The organism is Pseudoalteromonas sp. MMG013 (assembly GCF_018100885.1).
GTDB lineage: Bacteria > Pseudomonadota > Gammaproteobacteria > Enterobacterales > Alteromonadaceae > Pseudoalteromonas > Pseudoalteromonas aurantia.
This window is the reverse complement of the sequence record NZ_JAGJEE010000001.1, coordinates 133,807-156,660: the sequence shown is the minus strand read 5'-3', so window position 1 is coordinate 156,660 and position 22,854 is coordinate 133,807. Positions and strand designations below refer to the sequence as shown.

Annotated in this window: 17 protein-coding genes; 10 read left to right on the top strand and 7 right to left on the bottom strand. The window is 40.2% G+C overall.

The genetic code is table 11. The annotated features are described in order from the left end of the window. Positions 1-93: 93 nt before the first annotated feature. Positions 94-1,143, top strand: a complete 1,050-nt coding sequence (locus J8L98_RS00680) for an ABC transporter substrate-binding protein (protein ID WP_210994831.1) — start codon at positions 94-96, stop codon at positions 1,141-1,143. Between the two features lie 202 nt (positions 1,144-1,345). Then, positions 1,346-2,965, top strand: coding sequence for a S8 family serine peptidase (locus J8L98_RS00675; RefSeq protein ID WP_210994830.1), 1,620 nt, complete (start codon positions 1,346-1,348; stop codon positions 2,963-2,965). 58 nt (positions 2,966-3,023) lie between these two features. Here J8L98_RS00675 and J8L98_RS00670 read toward each other — a convergent pair whose 3' ends face one another. The 3 genes from J8L98_RS00670 to J8L98_RS00660 form a co-directional block, all read right to left on the bottom strand. Continuing rightward, positions 3,024-4,031, bottom strand: coding sequence for a phosphotransferase (locus tag J8L98_RS00670; protein ID WP_210994829.1), 1,008 nt, complete (start codon positions 4,029-4,031; stop codon positions 3,024-3,026). A 103-nt stretch (positions 4,032-4,134) separates the two neighbouring features. Further along, positions 4,135-6,384 carry an acyl-CoA dehydrogenase gene (locus J8L98_RS00665; RefSeq protein WP_210994828.1) on the bottom strand — a complete coding sequence of 750 codons (2,250 nt, stop codon included), beginning with the start codon at positions 6,382-6,384 and terminating at the stop codon, positions 4,135-4,137. A 264-nt stretch (positions 6,385-6,648) separates the two neighbouring features. Beyond that, positions 6,649-7,575, bottom strand: a complete 927-nt coding sequence (locus J8L98_RS00660) for a DMT family transporter (RefSeq protein WP_210994827.1) — start codon at positions 7,573-7,575, stop codon at positions 6,649-6,651. 185 nt (positions 7,576-7,760) lie between these two features. Here J8L98_RS00660 and J8L98_RS00655 point away from each other — a divergent pair, with 185 nt between their 5' ends. After that, the gene (locus J8L98_RS00655; RefSeq protein WP_210994826.1) at positions 7,761-8,621 is read left to right on the top strand and encodes an AraC family transcriptional regulator; all 861 of its coding nucleotides are present in this window, start codon (positions 7,761-7,763) and stop codon (positions 8,619-8,621) included. A 10-nt stretch (positions 8,622-8,631) separates the two neighbouring features. Here the strand turns inward: J8L98_RS00655 and ybaK are convergent, their stop codons facing one another. The 3 genes from ybaK to dnaK all read right to left on the bottom strand — a co-directional run bounded on the left by ybaK (position 8,632) and on the right by dnaK (position 12,681). Continuing rightward, entirely contained in the window at positions 8,632-9,090 is a 459-nt protein-coding gene (gene ybaK, locus J8L98_RS00650; protein WP_210994825.1) for a Cys-tRNA(Pro) deacylase, read from the bottom strand. A 385-nt stretch (positions 9,091-9,475) separates the two neighbouring features. Beyond that, on the bottom strand, positions 9,476-10,609 hold the full coding sequence (gene dnaJ, locus J8L98_RS00645; RefSeq protein ID WP_210994824.1) for a molecular chaperone DnaJ: 1,134 nt from the start codon (positions 10,607-10,609) through the stop codon (positions 9,476-9,478). Between the two features lie 140 nt (positions 10,610-10,749). Then, positions 10,750-12,681 (bottom strand): molecular chaperone DnaK, encoded by a 1,932-nt coding sequence (gene dnaK, locus J8L98_RS00640; protein ID WP_210994823.1) that lies wholly within the window; start codon positions 12,679-12,681, stop codon positions 10,750-10,752. A 227-nt stretch (positions 12,682-12,908) separates the two neighbouring features. Here dnaK and J8L98_RS00635 point away from each other — a divergent pair, with 227 nt between their 5' ends. The 4 genes from J8L98_RS00635 to J8L98_RS00620 all read left to right on the top strand — a co-directional run bounded on the left by J8L98_RS00635 (position 12,909) and on the right by J8L98_RS00620 (position 17,244). After that, positions 12,909-13,709 carry a thioesterase family protein gene (locus J8L98_RS00635; RefSeq protein WP_192510088.1) on the top strand — a complete coding sequence of 267 codons (801 nt, stop codon included), beginning with the start codon at positions 12,909-12,911 and terminating at the stop codon, positions 13,707-13,709. Between the two features lie 82 nt (positions 13,710-13,791). After that, positions 13,792-15,000: a paraquat-inducible protein A gene (locus tag J8L98_RS00630; protein WP_210994822.1), complete on the top strand. Its 1,209-nt coding sequence runs from the start codon at positions 13,792-13,794 to the stop codon at positions 14,998-15,000. Beyond that, complete coding sequence (gene pqiB, locus J8L98_RS00625) at positions 14,993-16,648, top strand: intermembrane transport protein PqiB (RefSeq protein WP_210994821.1); 1,656 nt, start codon at positions 14,993-14,995, stop codon at positions 16,646-16,648. Before J8L98_RS00630 ends, pqiB begins: the two co-directional genes overlap by 8 nt. Next, on the top strand, positions 16,648-17,244 hold the full coding sequence (locus J8L98_RS00620) for an ABC-type transport auxiliary lipoprotein family protein (RefSeq protein WP_210994820.1): 597 nt from the start codon (positions 16,648-16,650) through the stop codon (positions 17,242-17,244). Before pqiB ends, J8L98_RS00620 begins: the two co-directional genes overlap by 1 nt. 200 nt (positions 17,245-17,444) lie before the next feature. Here the strand turns inward: J8L98_RS00620 and J8L98_RS00615 are convergent, their stop codons facing one another. Continuing rightward, a complete protein-coding gene (locus J8L98_RS00615; protein ID WP_210994819.1) occupies positions 17,445-20,324 on the bottom strand; it encodes an insulinase family protein in 2,880 nt (959 codons plus the stop codon). A gap of 106 nt (positions 20,325-20,430) precedes the next feature. Between J8L98_RS00615 and J8L98_RS00610 the strand changes: the two genes are divergently transcribed. From J8L98_RS00610 to ushA, 3 genes are all read left to right on the top strand, one after another. Then, a complete protein-coding gene (locus J8L98_RS00610) occupies positions 20,431-20,856 on the top strand; it encodes an MAPEG family protein (protein ID WP_210994818.1) in 426 nt (141 codons plus the stop codon). Positions 20,857-20,961: 105 nt separating this feature from the next. Further along, positions 20,962-21,147 carry a hypothetical protein gene (locus J8L98_RS00605; protein ID WP_210994817.1) on the top strand — a complete coding sequence of 62 codons (186 nt, stop codon included), beginning with the start codon at positions 20,962-20,964 and terminating at the stop codon, positions 21,145-21,147. A gap of 70 nt (positions 21,148-21,217) precedes the next feature. Continuing rightward, the gene (gene ushA / locus J8L98_RS00600; RefSeq protein ID WP_210994816.1) at positions 21,218-22,816 is read left to right on the top strand and encodes a bifunctional UDP-sugar hydrolase/5'-nucleotidase UshA; all 1,599 of its coding nucleotides are present in this window, start codon (positions 21,218-21,220) and stop codon (positions 22,814-22,816) included. Positions 22,817-22,854 lie beyond the last annotated feature (38 nt).

Here is a 22,854-nt window from a genome sequence, read left to right as displayed (position 1 = left end):
ATGCATTTGCCGTGTAAAGGGCCTTTACGAAACAACGTCGAAAGTCTGAATATGTGTCATAATAGTCAGTAAGATTCATTATTAGAATACACGATGAAATTGCCAATTATTAGCCTTGTATTTTTGTTTATATTTTCCTGCCACGCACTATCGAGTACAAAAGTTACTTTTATTAATCCAGGCTATGAGTTTGAAAACCCGACAGGAGACTTCTGGCTCAACGTTACCTTATTTATGCAAGCTGCGGCGGATGATTTAGATATACAGTTAACAGTACACTATGCTGAACGCAATCATATTGTTATGAAACAAATGGTTAGAAAAGCGTTACAAGATACCAGCAGCTATTTAATCTTAGTGGATGAAAAATCGGTAATTACAGACACGCTCATAAACTCAACACAAACGCACCCCGCTATTGTTTTTCTGTTGAACAAGCCACATGATCAACAAATGAAACGCATCAATAGTAAAGGCTTTGGTATTCTTAGCAGCATAATGCCTGATAACTTTCAAGCAGGAAAGCTTCTTGCGCAACACCTCAACACCATTGTAACACCACCCAAGTCATATACACGTAATCAGATGATTGCATTGTTGGGTGAGACCGCCACTTTAGCAGCCAGAAACAGAGAACAAGGTCTCCTGAGCTATTCCAATAGAGAACCTAGCTTACAGTTAAAACAACGAATATCTGCTAACTGGTCTCATGATGAAGCGTTTCAACTCACGTTAGGGCTCATGCAACGGCTACCGGATACCAAAATTATTTGGGCTGCAAACGATGCAATGGCAATGGGATCAGTTCAAGCACTTGAGAAGCTCGGTGTTCGTAAAAAAGTCAAAGTTGGGGGTATCAATTGGGACAAAAACCAACATCTCGCATTAGATGCTTCGGTTGGTGGACATGTCACTCTTGGGGGATTAGCTATGGTGAAAATTTATGACCATGCTCGTAATAAAAAACCAATACAGAGTGAAGAACTGTACCCGATATTCGACGTGTTCAGTGAAAAATACATGCCATTATATCGAGCAATACATGACAAAAATGTTACAGAAATTGACTTTACACAATTCTCTGAGACAGCGGGCTCCCCTTTGAATTATAACTTAGATGTCTTAAATGGTTTTTTTAAATAACTTAAAAATTTCAAAAACAAACAAATCAATAAATAATTAATGTAAGAATCATATAAATATAAAATTAAAAACCCCAAATTACCATAATCGTTGAAATTTAATACCACCAATTTATTATTGAGTAAATTACACACAATTGACACTGAACTAATTACCTGTTTTATTTACAGCCGTTAACAACATGTAACTAAGGTAATTAAAAATGAAAAATATGGTTTCAACAAGCTTAAAAATGACAGCGCTATCAGCGTGTATATGTGCATCTCTAACTGCGCACGCTCAAGATACTCAACGCGTGATAGTAACTCTAAAGTCACAAGCGGTTAATGCTCACTTACCAGTGAAAATGTCTGGTCAAGAATTAACGTCTTTCAAACAGCAAACTTTGGCTGAGTTTGCTAGTTCAGTTAACTCTCCAGCACTTTCAACGCTGCCAAGTGTGAATGGCTTTGTAGCTGAAGTAACACAAGAACAAATGACTCAGCTGGCTGAAAGTGATGATGTTGCGTTAGTTGAAGTAGATCCAAAACGCTATTTAATGGCTGAATCAACCCCTTACGGTATTGGTATGGTCCAAGCGAACCAACTTGCAGATACGATGAGCGGTAATCGTAAAGTGTGTATCATGGATACCGGTTATACACTGAATCACCCAGATCTTCCTAGCACTGGAATCACAGGTAACGATGGCCATGGCAGCAATAATACTGGCAACTGGTATAACGATGGTAATGGTCACGGGACGCACGTGGCGGGTACAATCGCGGCGGTTGGCGGCAATGGCCAAGGCGTTGTAGGTGTGAATCCATCAGGTCAACTTGGACTCCATATCGTTAAAGTATTTAACGACCAAGGACGTTGGGCTTATGGTTCAGATTTAATTAAAGCCATTGAACAATGTGAAGCTGCTGGCGCAAATGTAACAAGTATGAGTTTAGGTGGTAGTGGTAGTTCTACAGCAGAGCGTAATGCGTTCCAAGCGAGTTACAACCGTGGTGTTTTACACATTGCAGCCGCTGGTAATGGCGGAAATAGCAGCCTAAGTTACCCAGCGTCATATGATGATGTTGTATCTGTTGCAGCCGTTGATAGTGGCGAAAACAAAGCCTCTTTCTCACAATATAATAGCCAAGTTGAAATTGCGGGGCCAGGTGTTGGCGTTAATTCTACTTGGAATAACAATGGCTATAAGAGTATCAGTGGCACATCAATGGCAACGCCACACGTTTCAGGTGTCGCCGCACTCGTATGGAGTCACTATCCTCAATGTACCAACAAGCAGATCCGTAACATCTTAAATGTTACAGCCAAAGATAAAGGTGCTGCGGGTAAAGATACCTCATACGGATATGGTATTGTGCAAGCTAAAGCAGCATATGACTATATTGCCCAAAATGGCTGTAGCGGTGACCCAGTTGTTACACCAGTGGCTAACTTTTCACATAACGCATCTGGTTTAACTGTCAGCTTCAGTAATTCATCAACAAATGCACAAAGCTACAATTGGAGCTTCGGTGATGGGTCTAGCAGTTCAGCGACGTCCCCTAATCACACTTATGTGGCTGCTGGTAGCTACCAAGTAACTTTGACTGCGACAGGCGCAGACCAGAAAACCTCTTCAAAAACAGCGACAGTTACTGTAACCGACGGTTCAACGGGCGGCGGTTGTCAAGGAGTTGAAGCATGGAATAGTTCGAAGTACTACCGTGTAGGCGACAAGGTTGCATACAAGAACAATGAATATGCAGCAATTTGGTGGTCACGAGGCGCACAACCAGACGTGTTCTCTAACGTTTGGCGTCGTGGTGCTTCATGTAAATAAGCGCGTTATTTATTAATACCTTGGGCGCTGTGTTTGTCACAGCGCCATTTTTTGCCAATTACAATACCATATGTGCCACAGCCGTTTTTGACTGCATCTTCATATAGGGGTTGATCTTGGAATGATCTGGCTTCCAACCAAGCAAAAAGCGATAAAAGTCAGCCCATATGATAGGCCATGCTTCACGCCATGACTGTTCGATCTGTTGAATAACACGCGGCTCGAATCTATTGGACAAAGCAAGTTGTAATGCCTCAAAATAAAACTCGAGTAACATATCACAATGCTCAGTTAACTGTTCAGCATTGAATACACTGGTAAAAAATAACATCACATCTTGCAAACCAATACCTTTCCCTACGTACTGAAAATCATAGCCAATAACCATTTGTTGATTTAAAGCAAAGTTCGCGAGTTTCGCATCACCATGGATCAGTGTTTTAAATGGACTATTTGTTATTATTGTATCCATCTGAGCTGCATGAATTTTCTCTGGGCAATCCGCCATTTTACGAAACTCGTCAGGTCTAGTTGCTAAGTGCCAATAGCCGCCCTGAGACCACAGCTTTTGTTCAATTAACGGGCTGCTTACACCTAAGAATGTGCCATGAAATCGAGCCAACCAAGTAATAATCTCTTTAATATCAGCTAGACTTGCAATTTCAGGGGTCACAAAACCAGAAACAGAAAAATCTTTAAAAACCAATGTATTACTAACATCTGATGATGCAGACCAAATTAATTCAGGTACATCAATGTGAGCAGGTAACGCCGCAGTAATAAATTGATAAAAGTCCTTTTCAACAGCATATGACTTGGCCTTCCGGTGCTTTGCTATATCGGTTTGTATGATATGCCGATGTTTCAGTGAGTCCGGAACGAATGTATGCTTAATAACAACATCTTGCCCATCAATATTGGCTTTAATGATTGAGCCACACCCACTCCACAATGCGTGTATATCATCGTAGAGTAAAACCTGATCAAACGCATTTTTTAATTGCTTTAAATATACCGTCATACTTGTTCTAAACGTCACCCCATTTTTGCGTACCCTATCACGCATGTCATTTATTATCATCAAACGAAAACAATAAAAAAACCTCGATGATACATCGAGGTTTTTGAGTAGTTAAGCGCTGATACAGCGAGCGCTTAGGCATTGTTGACTAGCTTGCTTGTTTTACCTGCTCAATAGGCTGAGCATTGTCATCTAACAAATTCATATCAAAGTCGAATTCGTCAACACGAATCGCTTTTTCACGCTTTTTATTATAATCAACTAATTGTGCATACTCTTGCGCATTAATTAAACTCGCTGCCAAGGCATTATCCAACGTTTCACCGAAACGAACTCCTGGTTTAATGTCTTTTTTACGCAGCGCTTTTTTAACTTTAGATAGCAAATCTAAACACGCTAATTTTGCTTTGTATGCTTGTTCATTTATGTCGTGTCCGTCTCCTGGGCTCGGTTTTACCAAATGCGTAAGCTGCGCTTTGAAAGCCGTATCTTGCTGTGCCGCTTTGGCTAATTCACGTATCATATCATCTGATATTGCAGGCATTTTATGTCTAAATTGTAAGGTAATTGTACGCATTACTTTACGCGCTGCTGAAGCTGGGAAGTTATCTAAAAACTTGTGGAGTGCATTCTCTGCGCTTTGCAATGACCAACGAGTAGCATAATGAAAATATGGTGCAGCTGATTGTCTATCGCTCACGGCAACTTTCTGTTCATAATACTTAATTGCAGCCATCGCACCATACAAATGGCTCATCACATCACCTAAACGGGCCGACAACATTTCAGCTTGCTTTAGCTTTCCACCTAATACCAGCAAAGAGAAATCCGCATAAACTGCCAGTTTCGCTGATAACTGATGCACCGCCTTTTCGTATTGCTGCACTTCAGGCAAAGTCGATGTGCTACTCGCAGTAAACGGCATCAAGCCTAAGCCGAATGCTCTCAAACCATTACCAACACTATAGCCTACCGTTTTTCTAAAAATTTTATTAAATGTTTTATCTGCTGATTTATCTTGACTATGTATAGATTCAACCATCGATTGTAAATATGGGTGACATCGCATGACACCTTGACCAAAGATCATTAAGTTTCTGGTAAGGATATTTGCTCCCTCAACGGTGATCGCTATAGGTTGTGCAACATAACCGCTTGCTAGCGTATTTTGAGGCCCATTTTGAATCGCTTTACCCGCTTGAATATCCATCGCAGAATCAAGCACATCTCGACCAATTTCGGTCATATGATATTTTGCAATTGCAGTGACAACAGATGGCTTAAGACCCATGCCTAAACCTTCGGTTGTTAATACTCGCATCGACTCTTGTAAATAGGTTTTACCAGCAATATCAGCAAGCTTCTCTTGAATACCTTCAAATTGTCCGATGGACAAACCAAATTGTTCACGCACAGCGGCATATTCTGATGCAGACTTGAAGGACACTTGACTCGTAGAAACCCCCAAAGCAGGTAAAGAAATACCACGACCTGCACCTAAACAACTGACCAGCATTTGCCAGCCTCGGCCAATATTCTCTTGGCCACCAATGATAAACTCCATCGGGATAAACACTTTATTGCCGCGTGTTGTTCCGTTGTAGAATCGTATCCCCATAGGATCATGACGATTACCTAGCTCTACCCCCGGATGAGATTTGGGAATTAACGCACACGTTATACCTAAGTGCTCTTTGCCTCCTAAAATCCCTTCAGGGTCTTCTACTTTAAATGCAAGCCCTAAAACGGTCGCGATTGGTGCGAGTGTGATATAGCGTTTATCCCATGTCACTTCCATACCAATAACTTCTTTTCCTTCATACATGCCTTTGGTAACAATCCCACAATCTGGGATCCCACCGGCATCTGAACCAGCCTCAGGGCTTGTTAACGCAAAACAAGGAATCTCACGTCCATTTGCCAATCGAGGTAAATAATGGGCTTGTTGTTCTTTAGTGCCATAATGGAGTAATAGTTCACCAGGCCCCAATGAATTTGGTACCATTACCGTCACTGCAACTGCTGAAGACTTAGTTGCAATTGTGCCTACAATGGTTGAATTTGCATAAGGGCTAAACTCTAAACCACCAAACGATTTGGGAATGATCAAAGAAAAAAATCGCTCTTTTTTCAAAAATTCTAAAATGTGATCAGGCAAGTGTTTACTGTTTTGAATAACCGAGTCGTCTACCATTGCCATAAGCTCTTTTACAGGGCCGTCTAGAAATGCTTGTTCCTCATTAGATAACTTCGCTTCAGGAACGGCACGTAATGCATCAAAGTCAGGTTTACCGCGGTAAATCGACCCTTCTAACCAAACGTCCCCTGCGTCTAATGCCTCTTGTTCAGTTACTGAAATACTCGGTAATACTTTTTTTAATTGTGTTCTTAAGCTCATAATCAACTCATCCGACCAGATAGATATAAGTACATTACTGCATAAAAATCAGTTTAGATCAAATACTCAATAATTATTTTTATACTCGCTCTCAATAACACAATTGCATTAATCAAACTAAAACATTAATAATCATAAGGTTACAATTTTAAAATTAAATTTAATCAATTTTATTTAAATCTCGCATTTAGCATCAGTGAAGTAACTTTTCTGGTAAAAAATACCGTTAGTCATTACGTCACTGAGTAAGAATAGAGAGTTCAGTTATTGATCCGTCAACCTTACAGGTCGCCATTTAAATAAACGAATTGCTAAATTGAACATGTCTTCGTGCATACGTGAAACCACATTGCCTAAGCAAATTAAGACAAGTCCAACACCAGCGCTAAAAGTCCAAACATATCCTTCAAATATGCTCGACATCGTTAATGCAATTACTGGCGTGCAAACTAAAATATAAGCCGCATTACTAGCACCTATACGATTAACAAGCACTAGAAATGCGGTAAAGCCAAGGACCGAAGCAGGAATAGATAAGTACAGCAAACTACCGATATACAAAGTAGTAAGCTCAAAGTTGAAATTCAATTGTTTGAAAAATATGATTGAGAGCAAACATACACATCCGTAAATCATTGCGTAACTGGTTGCTGTGAATGGCCGAATGCCCTTATTTGTATTTTTAACGCTCAGCATGTTACCTATGGAAAAACACCATGTGCCAACCAATGAATAAAGTACACCATACAACGTATTTAAAGATAGCTGCAAAGTAGATAGCTCGTTCGCAAATAAAAAACCTATACCCACTAACCCAAATAACATACCTAAAACAAAATTAAAGGTAATAGGTGCGCCAAAAAAGAGTCGCCCATGAATACTATTAAAAAGTGGCGCTGTTGCCATCAGTAAAGCAACTAACCCACTGGGTATATACGATGTTGCCACATAAAATGCGATAAAATTAAAACAAAATAAGCTCGCGCCTTGCAGAGCAAACCAAACGTGATCTTGACCAGATGTATGCTGCAATTTATTCATAAACTTACCCATCACCAGCATAATGACGGCAGCAATGAAAAATCTGTAAAATATCGACACTTCTAAGGCAACATCCCCTTGCTGCCACTTAATTGCAATCCACGACAACCCCCAAACAAACACCAACAAAAAATATAAAATTAACGACATTATTTTTGTACTCCTAATCAATAATGTCATTAAGTATGTCTCGTTGGAGCAAATAGATATGTCACGTTATTGCCTAAATTAACATGATCTTGCGGTTATTACTTATAGCTTCCAGCACAAGTAATTGCGACTAACAAACACTTAAGATAAGCTAAATTTTAAGAATAAATAGTATGTAGAGACACATGCCAAACAAAAATCCCCATGTCAGTTTTGCGCAATCGAAAAAACAGTGTGTTAGGCATACTCTGCTGCGTAATGAAGTCGAATGGTCACACTATACAAATCAGTACGAGCGGTTGTATTACCAAAACCAACAACAACATACCTTGAGTATGTACCTTAATGGCGGCTATGAAACACACCGTACCGATGTGCCTTCCTCTAATGGTGCACCAGGACGATTTTGTCTTATGCCACAAAATAGTGAAAGTCGCTGGGAAATTGGTGTTCCTCAAGAGTTTGTTCATTTATATTTTAGTGATGCACACCTCAAACATACCGCACTCAAAGTATTCGATATTGACCCACGACAAGTTTGCCTACCAGAACGAATATTTTTTGAAAACGCTAAGCTAGAAACCTTGTTCCGTCACCAAATTAACGACACTGACTGGTATGATAAGCACAACATATTGGCAATAGAACAATTCACCGATACTATCCTTGTCAGCGTATTACAGACTTTAGAGTTAAAAAACACACGAAGAATCATCACCGGAGGGCTTTCACCGAAAAAGGCCAAGCAAGTGACCGACTTTATCCATGGTAACTTTAGTCGCCAAATATTGTTGTCTGAGCTAGCTGATTTAGCCGAGCTCAGCGAATATCATTTCTGCCGTATGTTTAAGTTGAATTTTGCCCAAACTCCCCAGCAATACTTAATGTCGATAAGAATTGAGTATGCAAAAATGGCCTTAGAAACCTCAGAGCACTCACTCGCTCAGATTGCGTTACGATGTGGCTTTGCCAATCAAAGCCATTTTGGTCGAAATTTCAAGCAACATGTTGGTGTAACACCCAGCCTATATCGGCGCCAGATATAACGATTGATAGCTAGAAATGTGCAAATTCAGCACGACATACCCGTAATAAATCTAATGGAGGCACTTTTACTTCAACGCCTCTTCGCCCTGCACTGACATAAATATGGGCATGATACTCAGCGCTATAATGTAGCAATGTTTTTAGTCGCTTTTTTTGTGCTAAGGGACTGATCCCACCGACCACATACCCAGTACTCGTTTGTGCTTGCTGTACATCGGCCAGCTCTGCTTTTTTCCCCTTGCACGCCTTTGCGTAAGCTTTCAAATCCACTCTATGAGTTGACGGTAATATCGCCACATGTAATACACCATCCACATTAATTAATAGGGTTTTAAATACTTCCTCAGGATTTAAACCGAGTTGTTCCACCGCTTCCTCTGCAAAGTTTACAGAAGTTTTCAGGTGCTTAAATTGCAATACCTCAAATGGTATTCGGTATTTTTCCAATAACCTTATTGCTGGTGTCATGAGATCCCCTTTGCAGCGCCTACACATCAATATGCCCTACTAGATTAATTCATACATTAGACTAAAGTCTAATAATGCAGTGTGATAACAGGTTTAGGATATGCTTAATCGTAACTGGAGGGTTTTACTTTTAATGTTTGTGGGTTTCTTCGCGATCAAATTTATGATGACCGAGTATTCTTTATGGACCAGCAACTTGGCCTGTAGTACTAAATGCGAAATATTGGGGTGCAAATCTGGAAAGCTCATTTTCAGTGACCAGCGTAGAATGATTGGCTGCAAATGTGACAGTGAGCAGGACTATCTCGTATTATTAAATTAATCTAACCATACAAAAAAGCGGTGCCCTAGGCACCGCTTTAAAACATGATTTCTACGACGTAATTTACTTCGTTAAATCATCAAAAAACTTTTTTACACCATCGAAAAAGCCTTGTGCCTTCGGACGGTTTTTATTGCCATCTGAACCCATGCTGTCTTCTAACTGTTTTAAAAGGTCACGCTGGTGTTCATTTAGGTTAACCGGTGTTTCAATCACGACCTTACAGATCAAATCACCCACCGCACCACTGCGTACAGACTTGACGCCTTTCGCACGCATACGGAACATCTTGCCTGTTTGACTCTCTGAAGGGATCTTCAAATTAGCACGACCATCTAGCGTTGGTACTTCAATCTCGCCACCCACTGCTGCAGTGGTAAAGCTGATCGGTACTTCACAGTATAGGTTGTTACCGTCACGCACAAAGATAGGGTGCTCTCTTACCGAAACTTGCACATACAAGTCACCTGCTGGCGCACCATGCATACCAGCTTCACCTTCGCCAGATAAACGAATACGATCACCCGTATCAACACCTGCTGGGATCTTAACTGAAAGCGTTTTGGTCTTCTCAACACGACCTTGACCATGACACTTATTACATGGGTCTGAGATTGTTTGACCTGTGCCACTACATGTTGGACAAGTTTGCTGTACAGCAAAGAAACCTTGTCGCATTTGTACTTGACCGGCACCATGACACGTAGAACATGTTTTCGGTTTAGAACCCGCTTTCGCACCACTGCCATCACATGGCTTACAACTTACCCATGTAGGTACTTTAATTTCAACTTCTTTACCACGAACCGCCTCTTCTAAAGATAGGTCCATGTTGTAACGCAAATCGGCACCACGTTGTTGACGAGATTGACGGCGACCACCGCCCCCTCCAAAAATGTCACCAAACACATCACCGAAAATATCGCCGAAGTCACCTTGACCACCACCATGGCCTCCAGTGCCACCGTTTTGATCAAATGCGGCATGACCATATTGATCATACATCTGACGTTTTTGGCTGTCCGTCAGTACTTCGTAGGCTTCTTTTACTTCTTTGAATTTGGCCTCGAGTGCAGTATCACCTGCTGTACGGTCTGGGTGATATTTCATGGCTAAGCGCTTATACGCTTTTTTTATGTCACGATCACTGGCATCTTTGCTAACACCAAGTACTTCGTAATAATCACTTTTTGACATCGTTATCACACTACTCTAATTGGTTGGCAAATGAAGTATCTGCCATTATGGAATCCACACGTAAGCATGTATTACCCAAATTTACATACACTAAGGGCGCGACAAGCGAAATTCGCCAGCGCGCCCTTACAAGTCAACAATTACTTGTTGTCTTTAACTTCTTCAAATTCAGCATCAACAACATCGTCGTCTTGCTTAGCTGAACCAGCTCCTGACTGTTGCTCACCAGCATCAGGGCCTGCTTGTTGTGCTTGCGCCTTAGCTTGTGCGATTTCCATTAGCTTTTGTGACTTTTCTGCAAGTACTTGTACTTTAGCATCGATGTCTTCTTTGCTATCGCCTTTAATCGCAGTTTCAAGTTCAGTTAAAGCCGCTTCAATTGCTTCTTTATCTTCACTTGGAAGTTCTTCACCCGCTTCTTCAACTTGCTTACGAGTACCGTGTAGCATTGCATCAGCTTGGTTGCGTGAAGCAACTAGCTCTTCAAACTTTTTATCTTCTTCTGCATTCGCTTCTGCATCACGTACCATTTTCTCAATTTCTTCATCGTTTAGACCTGAAGAAGCTTGGATTGTGATTTTTTGCTCTTTACCTGTATCTTTGTCTTTTGCAGATACATGTAAGATACCATCAGCATCTACATCAAAAGTCACTTCGATTTGCGGTGCGCCACGTTGTGCAGGGCGAATACCTTCAAGGTTGAATTGGCCAAGAGATTTGTTATCACTTGAACGCTTACGCTCACCTTGCAATACATGAATCGTTACCGCAGATTGGTTATCTTCAGCTGTTGAGAATGTTTGCGATTTCTTAGTAGGAATCGTTGTGTTTTTCTCGATTAGCGCAGTCATTACTTGACCCATAGTCTCGATACCTAGAGACAATGGAGAAACGTCTAGTAAAAGTACGTCTTTAACGTCACCAGCTAATACACCACCTTGAACAGCTGCACCAACGGCAACCGCTTCATCAGGGTTTACATCTTTACGAGGCTCTTTACCAAAGAACTCTGTAACCGTTGTTTGTACCAGTGGCATACGTGTTTGACCACCAACTAGAATGATGTCATTTACATCACTTACTGTTAGGTCAGCATCAGCTAGCGCGCGCTTAAGAGGCTCGATAGATTGAGTTACTAAGTCTTCAACTAAAGACTCAAGTTTTGCACGAGTAAGCTTCACATTCATGTGCTTAGGACCCGTTGCGTCTGCAGTTACATAAGGAAGGTTAACTTCTGTATGCTGTGCTGAAGATAGTTCAATCTTCGCTTTTTCTGCCGCTTCTTTAACACGTTGCATCGCTAGTGGGTCAACTTTAAGGTCAATCCCTTGATCTTTCTTAAACTCGTCTACTAAGTAGTTAATAACGCGGTTATCGAAATCTTCACCACCTAAGTGCGTGTCACCATTTGTCGCCAATACTTCGAATGTGTGCTCGCCATCTACTTCATCGATTTCAATGATTGAGATATCAAACGTACCACCACCTAAGTCGTATACAGCAATAACGTTGTCACCTTGCTTCTTGTCCATACCGTATGCAAGTGCAGCGGCTGTTGGCTCATTAATGATGCGCTTAACTTCTAGACCCGCAATACGGCCTGCATCTTTCGTTGCTTGACGCTGTGAATCATTAAAGTAAGCTGGTACGGTGATTACCGCTTCAGTTACTTCTTCACCAAGAAAGTCTTCAGCAGTTTTCTTCATTTTCTTAAGAACTTCTGCTGAAATCTGTGGTGCAGCACGTTTTTCACCGCGTACTTCTACCCATGCATCGCCATTGTCTGCTTTTGCAATTTTAAACGGCATGATATCGATATCACGTTGTACTTCTTCATCTTCAAAGCGACGACCAATCAGACGCTTGATTGCAAATAATGTATTTTGTGGGTTTGTAACCGCTTGGCGCTTAGCAGGTTGACCTACAAGCGTTTCACCTTCTGCAGTAAATGCAATAATAGAAGGGGTTGTACGATCGCCCTCTGCGTTTTCGATAACGCGTGCTTTTTCACCATCAAGTACTGCTACACAAGAGTTAGTAGTACCTAAATCGATTCCAATAATTTTACCCATGAATCTTCTCCGACTTCAAAATTCGTTGTTCTGTTTAGATGACTTGTAAATAGGGGCGAGAAAATCGAATTCAACCGTAAAAACAAAAAAAAATGCACTTTTTTGAAATTTTTTTTCAATATCTGCTTTTTTAGTCAAAAAAACACCAGCATTAACGGTTTATTAAACAGGTATGACCAGATATGCTATCCATAATTATAAAAAATGAATGATAAATAGGATGCATAATGACATTTGATGAACTATTAAGTAATCCCACCTTGCTAAAAACGCCTTGCGAATTGGTATTTCCTCAGAGTTGGTGCCAAGGGCGCACTGCTTTTGGTGGTTTATCTGCTGCGATGATGCTACAAAATATGAAGCATCAACTACCCGACAACCGCAGAGTGCTATCTATGAGTGTTAATTTTGTTGGCCCTCTTTTTTCTGAACACCCTTTTATAATAGAAACACACATACTCCGCAGTGGTAAAAATGCGACACAAATGCTGTCTACTATCAAACAAGATGAGAAGGTATGCCTTGTTGCACAAGGGTGTTTTGCAAAAGAACGTGAATCCAAAGCGATAGTACCTATTACCCAAAACCACCAGTTATCGCCTGCCAATAGTGAACGCATTTTACCATATCAAAAAAATGTTATGCCAGAATTCTTTCAACATGTTGCTCTGAACCTTCAAGACGGTGATATGCCATTTAGTGGTTCAAACAACTCCACGTTAGGCGGTTGGATGAAATTCAAGCAAGCGCCTACCGATACCTTACAAGACGTGCACCTACTCGCATTAGCTGATGCTTGGCCTCCCACATTATTACAAATGGCTGACACCCCTTCCCCTGCAAGCAGTATGTCATGGTACATAGAGTTTGTAGAAGATATAACCTTATCAAACAACGCATGGCTTGGGTTTGAAGCACATACACATCACAGCGCAAACGGGTATGGGTTAGAAGATGCAAAAATATATGCTGACGATGGCCGTTTACTGGCTTTGAGCCGTCAAACCGTTGCTATTTTTGATATGTGAATCTTATAAACGTGATAAGGATTGCACTCACTCGAATGATGTATCACACTGTGAACATGGGTAAAGTAGATTTGGTTTTCTCGTGATATTGGCGTGCAAACAATGCGATAGGTTAGTTAATGTAGCACAGTTAGGGGCGCAGCAACGTGCAAATTGCCCCAACTGCAATGCACATTTGATCACCTGTAGACAAAATTTATCACAATGGAATATGGCGTTTGCCGTTACCTCATTACTCTTTTTATTCACCAGTTTATACCCAAGCTTTATTTCCTTTAGTCAACATGGCCTGGTACAAGAAATCAGCCTTTGGCAAGCCTCTGTCCTATTAAGCGAAAAGTACAACGCCATACTTGCTGGTTTATTTCTATTTACTATTTTAATTATGCCGGTGTATGTATGTACATTAACTTTGATCTCGCATAGTAAGATTTGGTCAACACTTTCGTTAAGTCTTGCACGAAAGCTTACCAAAAGTTTTAGCTATGTTACCCCGCTCAATTTGGCCGATATATTTCTCGTCGCCGTTCTGGTCAGTGCATTTAAACTGATGTCACTTGCAGAGTTATCACTTGGCTATGGGTTTTGGGCTTACGTTTTGTTTGTAATTTGCTTTATCGAATTATTAACATTGATTGATGAAAGTGAGCTTTGGGAGCGTCAACAGTGCCAATTTGAACCGGTCCCACATGTGTGTGGACAAACCGCAATGCTAAACAAACTTAGGCAATGCCATATATGTAACCAACTCTCGCGCAGCGAGACTTGTCCACGATGTGAAGCAAAAACCTATTTTAGAAAACCGAAATCTATCGAACGCGCGTCAGTATGGATGCTCACTGCACTCGTACTATTAATACCGGCTAATTTTCTGCCTATTATGGACACCATCAATTTAGGCCAGCATACTCCTGCAACCATATTTTCAGGTATCATTATAATGTGGGAATCTGGGTCATATCCCATTGCAACCATTATCTTTGTTGCCAGTATTTGCATTCCTATCGTAAAAGCTATTTTACTTTTTTACTTAATAGTACAAACAAACAAATGTCGTTCTCCACAACGAGCAAGCCAACTTTACCGATTGTTGGAAGTTATTGGGAAATGGTCCATGATTGACGTCTTCGTAGTAATTGTATTAGTGTCTTTAGTCCAGCTAGGAAATGTTTTAACGGTCGAACCCCAATTAGGCATCGTATTTTTTACCGCTATGGTTTTATGCCAAATGATAGCCGTACACAGTTTTGACCCTCGTATATTATGGGATAAATATCACGCTTATGAATGAGCACGCACATATAGAAAGCAAACCTAAGTTTTCATTTATCTGGTTTATTCCAGTCATTGCACTATTAATTACAGGATGGATGCTCTATCAACATCAAATAAATCAGGGATATACCATTTTTGTTAAAATGGCCAGTGCCGAGGGCATTGTCGCAGGAAAAACGCAAGTGAAAGTGCGTAATGTTAAAATTGGGACTGTTGAAACATTAAGGCTGCAATTGGAGCAAAATGCCGTTATAGCGCGCGTTCAAATAGACAGTCACTATGACCACCTCTTAACCGAAGATGCAAAACTATGGGTGGTGAAACCTAGAATTGATGAATCAGGTATATCAGGTATGAATACTTTATTATCTGGGGTTTATTTGGAGTTAGAGCCCGGTCAAAGTGAAGCACGCTCAACGCTTTTCACGTTGCAAGAAGAACCGGCATTAATAAGCCAAGATGTGTCAGGAAAACGGTTTCAATTGAAAGCTAAACAAGCCGAAGTGCTCGATATTGGTTCCGGCATCTACTTTCGTAACTATAAAATAGGGCAAATTGAATCGGCTAAATTCAATGTCGATGACCTTATTATGGAATATGGCATATTTATTTTCTCTCCTTACGATAAACTGATCACGACCAACGCGATTTTCTGGGTAAGCTCAGGGATTGACGTCAACCTGTCGACAGAAGGGATCCAAGTCTCTACGGGGAGCTTATCAAAGTTGATTAAGGGAGGCATATCTGTCGATTACCCACCGAATAGCACCGCATCAGACGTTGCCAGTGCACTCAGACAATATAAACTCCATGAAAATTTTGCTGCAGCTTTAGAAAAACGTTTTGATAACTTTGACTTTTTCCTAGTTGAATTTGAACAATCAATTAGAGGATTAACGGTCGGTGCACCTGTTGAGTACCGTGGCATGCGCATAGGCACAGTTGAACAAGCCCCCGCACAAATTGAAAGAGATGGTCAGCCTTTATACTTTCAACAAGACACAACATCTGTGCCTGTACTTATAAAAATTGAATATGGGAGAATTTACGAACAAAGTGACTTAGCTGAAAGTTACTGGCAAAATAATATAGAAAAATGGATTAGAAATGGACTGAGGGCATCGCTAAAAAGTGGTAATATCTTAACGGGTGCTGTATACATAGAATTAGATTTTTATAGCAAAGCACCTAAAGCTGTACTAGCAAACTCTTCGGTTTACCCGGTATTGCCCAGTGTTTCTAGTGGTTTCACTGCTATATCAGAACAAGTTACAGATTTACTTAACAAATTAAATAATCTTCCACTGTCACAAACAATGACAACATTTGACAGCACATTACAGGAATATAGGTTACTTGCAATGGAAATGAATAAACTAATTAGTGAATTTAATCAGCAAGATTTAGCTGGTGACACAAAAGGCAGTTTAGGCCAAATCAACACTACTTTGAGTCAATTAACCTCTAGCTTAAAACAGTTTGAGAAAACGTTGACGAATTATCAACAAGGCTCAGGAATGGTTGACCAACTCACTGATACTCTTGAGGAGTTAGAAAGCCTGTCCAATACTTTAAAACCTATATCAAAAGGCTTAACTGAGCAACCAAGTATGCTCATTTTCGACAAACAAAGCCCAGAAGATAAGCAACCAAGGAAGAAATAATGAAGGGTTTGTTAATAATAATATGGGTCATTTTGTTTATTAGTGGGTGCAGCGGTAATTCACAAAATGCGGTCAATTATTATCAATTTAATACGACCCCAGCTGTAACGAGTGCCGCAATACCGAGCGGCACTTTACTCCTAAAACCGGTCAAGCTTATTGGTGTATCTGATCAACAAGCAATCGTGCAAGTTCACACCAATCATAGTGTTTCCATTGCAAATTTTAATTATTGGTCAGAGCACCCAAAGCACATGCTTTATAAGTCTGCTCAGCAAATGCTGTCTTCACAGTTACATGGATGGCAAATTATTAATGCCAGAGTCTCTACGACATTTTCAGACTATTTTGAGGTCGAAATACATGTTAATGATTTTGCCGGTCATGATGATCATGGCGGAATAATATCTGGAAATTGGTATATATTCTCTTCTAAAGAGGGCAAGAAAAACTTAGTAAAATCAAGTTACTTCTTCAAATCCAATGCGCTTAAAGCCGACGGCTACCAAGCACTCATCAGTGCACTTGAAGCGAATTGGGCCGCATTAAACTCAGATATTGTAACCGAACTTGAAGCGTTATACGGCGATAAATAAAATCATTATTTTTATCAGTAATCGTAACTTACATTTTGGTTTCAGCAGTAACTATTTGTTCATCATAGAGCTTAGCGCATTATAATTGAGTGATAATTAAACGACATTAATGTGGTTCGATGTTCGTGATTAGACTGAAGTGTAAATTGTGTCGGCTAAAGTAAGGGTGAACACACCTGCGTTCACCCCACTGTATTGGACTATTTCATTTTTATTTGCTTATAAAGCTCCTCTAAAGAGTGCACAACCGTTTGGTTTGGCAATTGCGCAAATGGTTCATCCGCAAACTTCTTGCCTCTCATTTGAACGTTGATTCTAGGCGCTGTGTTATTCAGCATTGTTTGTTGATAGTACGATTTGATGTCACTCAATGACAATTGCGCTACCGCATTAATTAACTTGTCCATTGAGTCATAGTCATAACGTTCTCTATACCAATCTGCGATTAAAGGTCGTAATTCATCCCCTAAATTCTTAGGTTCTTCTTTCAAAGACACTAACAATGCATTTTTCAGATCAGTAAATGTTGCATCATCCAAATCATTCAGCGTTTTGCTATATTGCGTTTTAAATAGGTCAAAACGTGCCTGCATTTTTTCTACATCATTCACCGGAGTTTGAATATATAACCCTATCGCGGAATAGTCATCAATGCTTTGTGCTGTTACGCCAACCGCATAGGCTAATTGCTCTTCTGTTCTTAGGGTTTCAAATGCATGCTGACTAAAGTGTGATTTAAGTAATAAGCCAGCCGCTTTTTGTGTGTACCCTGGCGTTGGGTGAACATACATATCGACGATAGCCACATCTGCAACATCTATATCCTGCTGCCATACTAACGTCTGCCCTACTTTTGGCACTAGGTGTTTAGATTTTGTATATTGGGTGATCAATTTCGCTGCTGGCAGTACTTCATTTATTTTAGCTGCAATGACAGCCAATTCTGCTTGATCATAATTTCCATAACTAAACACTCGAATATTATTTTCGGTTAACGTTTGTTGCTGTAATGCATTAAACTCGGCGACAGTGATACTGTCTAGCACCTCTAATTGAGCGCCCAAGTCATAATTTCCGGACCGTATAAGCTTTGAATATTGGCCAAACGCTTGACGGAATGGGAATTGCTTTTTAGCGTTTAGTAACCCGCGGCGATATCTATCCACCGCCTGAGAAAATGTTACCTCATCTACACTTAACTCAACACTTTTTAGTGCTTGACTTACAAGCGTTGGTTGCTTGTCCGTAAAGCCTGAAACCGATAAAATTAAACCATTACTCGGTGCCAAACTAACCGACATACCAGCTACACTCGCTTCTGTGATCAAACGACTTTGTTGTAAGCCAAACAGATCTGCCCACAAATGCATTGCTACATCGTGTTTGATACTCGTATTAGGTGTTGCAGTATTGATAAAAATATCCATTGATCCTTTCGGTTGGTGAGAAAACCGCTCACTCGCCGAATGCCATATGGTGATCCGCTCATCATTGAATACCTCAGAAACACCTGCTTTTGCCTGTTTAGCTGTGGTTTTAATATCGAACTTCTGTGGTAGTAAGCGGTTGATTGATGGTAACTCTAAGTTAAGATCTGTCGCTTTATTCCAATTTGCAACTTCTTCATCACTGATCTTTGCGATTTGATACTTACCATCATAAAAGTGCAGTTGGCTATCCGCAGGCTCTTGTTGACTGATATACCATACTCGCAACCGCTCAGGCGTTAATTGCTCGAGCACATTATTAACCGCTTTTTTATCAAACTGTGCGTAATGATAACCTGAATTCAACACGTGATTTAGCGGATATTTTTGCATATTATCGGCTAAGTTACTGACGTAACTAAATTCATCTCCCTTTTCTAAAAACTGGAACTCATTACTAAGAGACGTGTTGATCTCATTGAAGTATTTACTATCTACACCTTGCTTTTTAATTAACGAAATATATTGCATAACAGCCGCGACAATATCTGAACGCTTTGCCATACCCGCATCCGTTAAATTGATGTCAACCGTTAACGAACCATAGTTGCCATACATGGCGGGACTTGCATAGGCTGTTAAACTAGAAATCCACCCTTTGTCTTTGAGCACTTGTGCAGGCCCACCGGTCATTTCATTACTCAATAAATACGTGACAAAATAGTTGGGTTTTACTGCGAAATCAGCGCTATTGTTCTCGATGGTAAAGTCAATTTTTAGCTGCTTTACATCTTCATTGGGTACATAGTGAATCCGTTTTTTGCCCACTGTTGAAAAGTCGATGGCTTTGACGACTTCTGGCTTCTCGATATTTTTATTTTTAATTGTGGAAAAGTATTTTTTCGCTTTTAACGCCATTTCCTGAGTCGGTAAATTGGAAATCATGGCGACTTTCATTATATTCGACGAATAATATTGGTTGTAAAATGCCACCGTTTCTTGGTGCAAGTTGCTGTCTTTTTTATCACCCAGTGTTTCTAAATTACCGATTAAAAAGCGGTTGGCTGCATGATCACCCAGCATATTTCTAGAGAGTTTGAATTGACCAAAAAAATCCATTTCTCTGCGCATTGACCATTCTGCATTTACGGCATTTTTTTCTTTATCTGTGTATTCAGGGTAAAGCTTCGGCGCTTTAAAAAAATCAGAAAATCTATCAAGTCCTTCCTCATAGGCATCATTATTCACTTTAAACATATAATTGGTGATATCAAGCCAAGTATAAGCGTTATGAACGCCCCCATTTTGCGTCATAAAATTCGTATACCCTTTTGAATCGGGGTAACGCTCAGTCCCCAAAAAAAGCATATGCTCAAGATAATGTGCCATACCTTGTTGACTCATAGGGTCATGAAGTAACCCGACCCCCACACTTAATGCAGCTGCCGACTTTTCTACTTTTGGATCTGAGATCAATAACACATCGATACCATTTTCAAGTGTCATTGTTTCATATTGTCGATTATCATTTGGACTGACAATTAAAGAGTCTGAAATCAAGGGAGCTGAAACGCTATTATTGACCGTTGATGTCGTAGAGCAGCCCGTAATGACGAACAGCGACAGTGCACTTAATGCGAATAATCTTTTCATATACTTTCCATAATAAATTTACTATTTAATATAGTCATAATTTCCTTGCCAATTTGCAATCATAAACGTACTTTGTTTGTAACACTCTGTAAAAAGGCACCTTAATATGCAGCACACCCCGTTACTTTTAGTCATATTCGCTATGTTTGGCCAAACTCTACTCACACTTTTGGTGATGTTTATTATGGGTAAACGCCGATTCAAAGCGGCCAAGAATAAGTTAGTCGATAAAAATGCATTTAAAACGATGGATCTGACGACCGCGCCTGAAGATGTCATCGTTGCGGGAAGAAATTTCAGTAATCAATTTGAAATTCCTATGCTATTTTTCGTTGTATGTGTGTTGGCTATTGCCTTGAATAAAGTGTCATGGGTCTTTGCTCTGAGTGCGGTGCTTTTCGTGATTTCTAGACTAGTCCATAGTTACATACACCTCAGTACCAATCATGTACTCATGCGATACCGCACATTTCTTATCGGCTGTGTCTTCCTTATTATTCAATGGGTAGTAATAATATTCACACTTTTATAACAAAAGGTTATAAAAAAGCATCACCTTGTAACGTATTGTTCTTTTCCTCTTGAAATATTTTGATAGGATAAGCCCCGAAAAATAAAAAAATCGGGGCTGTCTAGGATGAATAACGAAAAAGAAATCTGTGATTTTGGGTTGCATAGTGGTGAATCATATCGTGCTTTGCCTGTGACATTTTTAAATTGGATGGTTGAAACCGATCATTTAAAGTCTCACATTGCCAAGAATGAACTGCAACGAAGAAGCATGGCTGTACAATCTGCGAATGAGGTATCAAAAAACTCCTAATATTTGCATTTATTCTTAGAGCTTTTAGTTTAAACTAGGGCCTAACTATTTTATTCCACAAAATTATATTATGCGCATAACTTTGTTCGCGAGTTGCTTGCTTTTATCGGCATGTAACTTATTACCGACGTCTTCTGATAACACCTCAGAATCTAAAGCCAAATACTTAACTGTTTTACACACCAATGATCATCACGGCCGCTTTTGGCATAACGAAGATGGTGAGTATGGCATGGCAGCTCGAAAAACACTCATAGATGAATTACGACTTACAGCAGCCAATAAAGGTCATCGTGTTTTACTGCTCTCTGGTGGTGATATCAATACAGGGATCCCTGAGTCTGATTTGCAAAAAGCCGAGCCTGACTTTAAGGGGATGAGCCTAATCGGTTATGATGCAATGGCGATAGGTAATCACGAATTCGATAATCCCTTATCTATTTTAGACAAGCAAATTGCTTGGTCTAACTTTCCTTTGTTATCAGCCAATATTTTGAACAAAGACGATCACTCTCACGCCTATCAACCTTATACCATTATAAATAAAGGTGGCTTAACCATAGGTATTGTCGGTCTAACAACGGTAGATACTGCAAAAATTGCTAACCCTACTTATATTGGGGAACTAGATTTTGTGGAGCCATCAGCTATTACCAAACAGGTCGTTGATGAAATTCGTGCAAAACAAAACATCGATGTCATGATTGCAGTAACTCACATGGGCCATTATCACGATGGTAAATACGGAATAAATGCGCCTGGTGACGTAACGTTAGCACGTGCGCTAACACCAGGGACATTAGACATTATTATTGGTGGCCATTCTCAAGAACCCATTTGTGTAACTGATACAGGTGCTGAAGATCCGCATTTTGCGCCTGGTAAATCATGTCAGCCAGACCAACAAAATGGCACTTGGATTATGCAGGCACACGAGTGGGGTAAGTACGTTGGCAAAGCAGAGTTTAAAATTGAAAATGGCCAGAAATCACTACTAAGCTATGAACTCATCCCGGTCAACCTTAAAAAAGCCGATGGCAATTATGTTCAATCGCATATAAAACCTGACAAAAAGCTACAAGACTTCCTACAACCTTATCAATCTATCGGTGAAAAGCAATTAGCTAAAACGGTCGGGTCAATCGACAAATACTTAGATGGAGGCCGAAATACCGTTCGGTTTAAGCAAAGCAAACTGGCTGATTTGATCATAAAGGCACAAATGGCTGCGGTGAACGCTGATTTTGGCCTTATCAGTGGCGGTGGTATACGTCATAGTATTAAAGCGGGTGATGTCAGTTATAAGGATGTACTAAAAGTACACCCATTTAAAAACAGGATCACAAAAATTACCTTTACAGGTGAGCAACTATATCAATACCTGAATGTTGTTACTCAATTTCCTGCAGATTCAGGTGCTTACTTACAGTACTATGGTATAACATTTGATATTGAATCTGGAAAATTAGTCAACTTAAAAATAAAGGGTGAGGCATTTCAAGCTGATAGCACTTATACCATGAGTATTAACAGCTATAATGCCGCAGGTGGAGATGGCTACCCACTGCTTAATAAACACTCAGGATTTGCTTCGAGTGATTTAACTGACTCTGAAGTATTGATCAATTACCTCCAAAACCACTCTCCAATTAAAGTCGACCAGCTATAAAATAGACTTTAAAAGGCATAGCGCCTATATGGCCTATG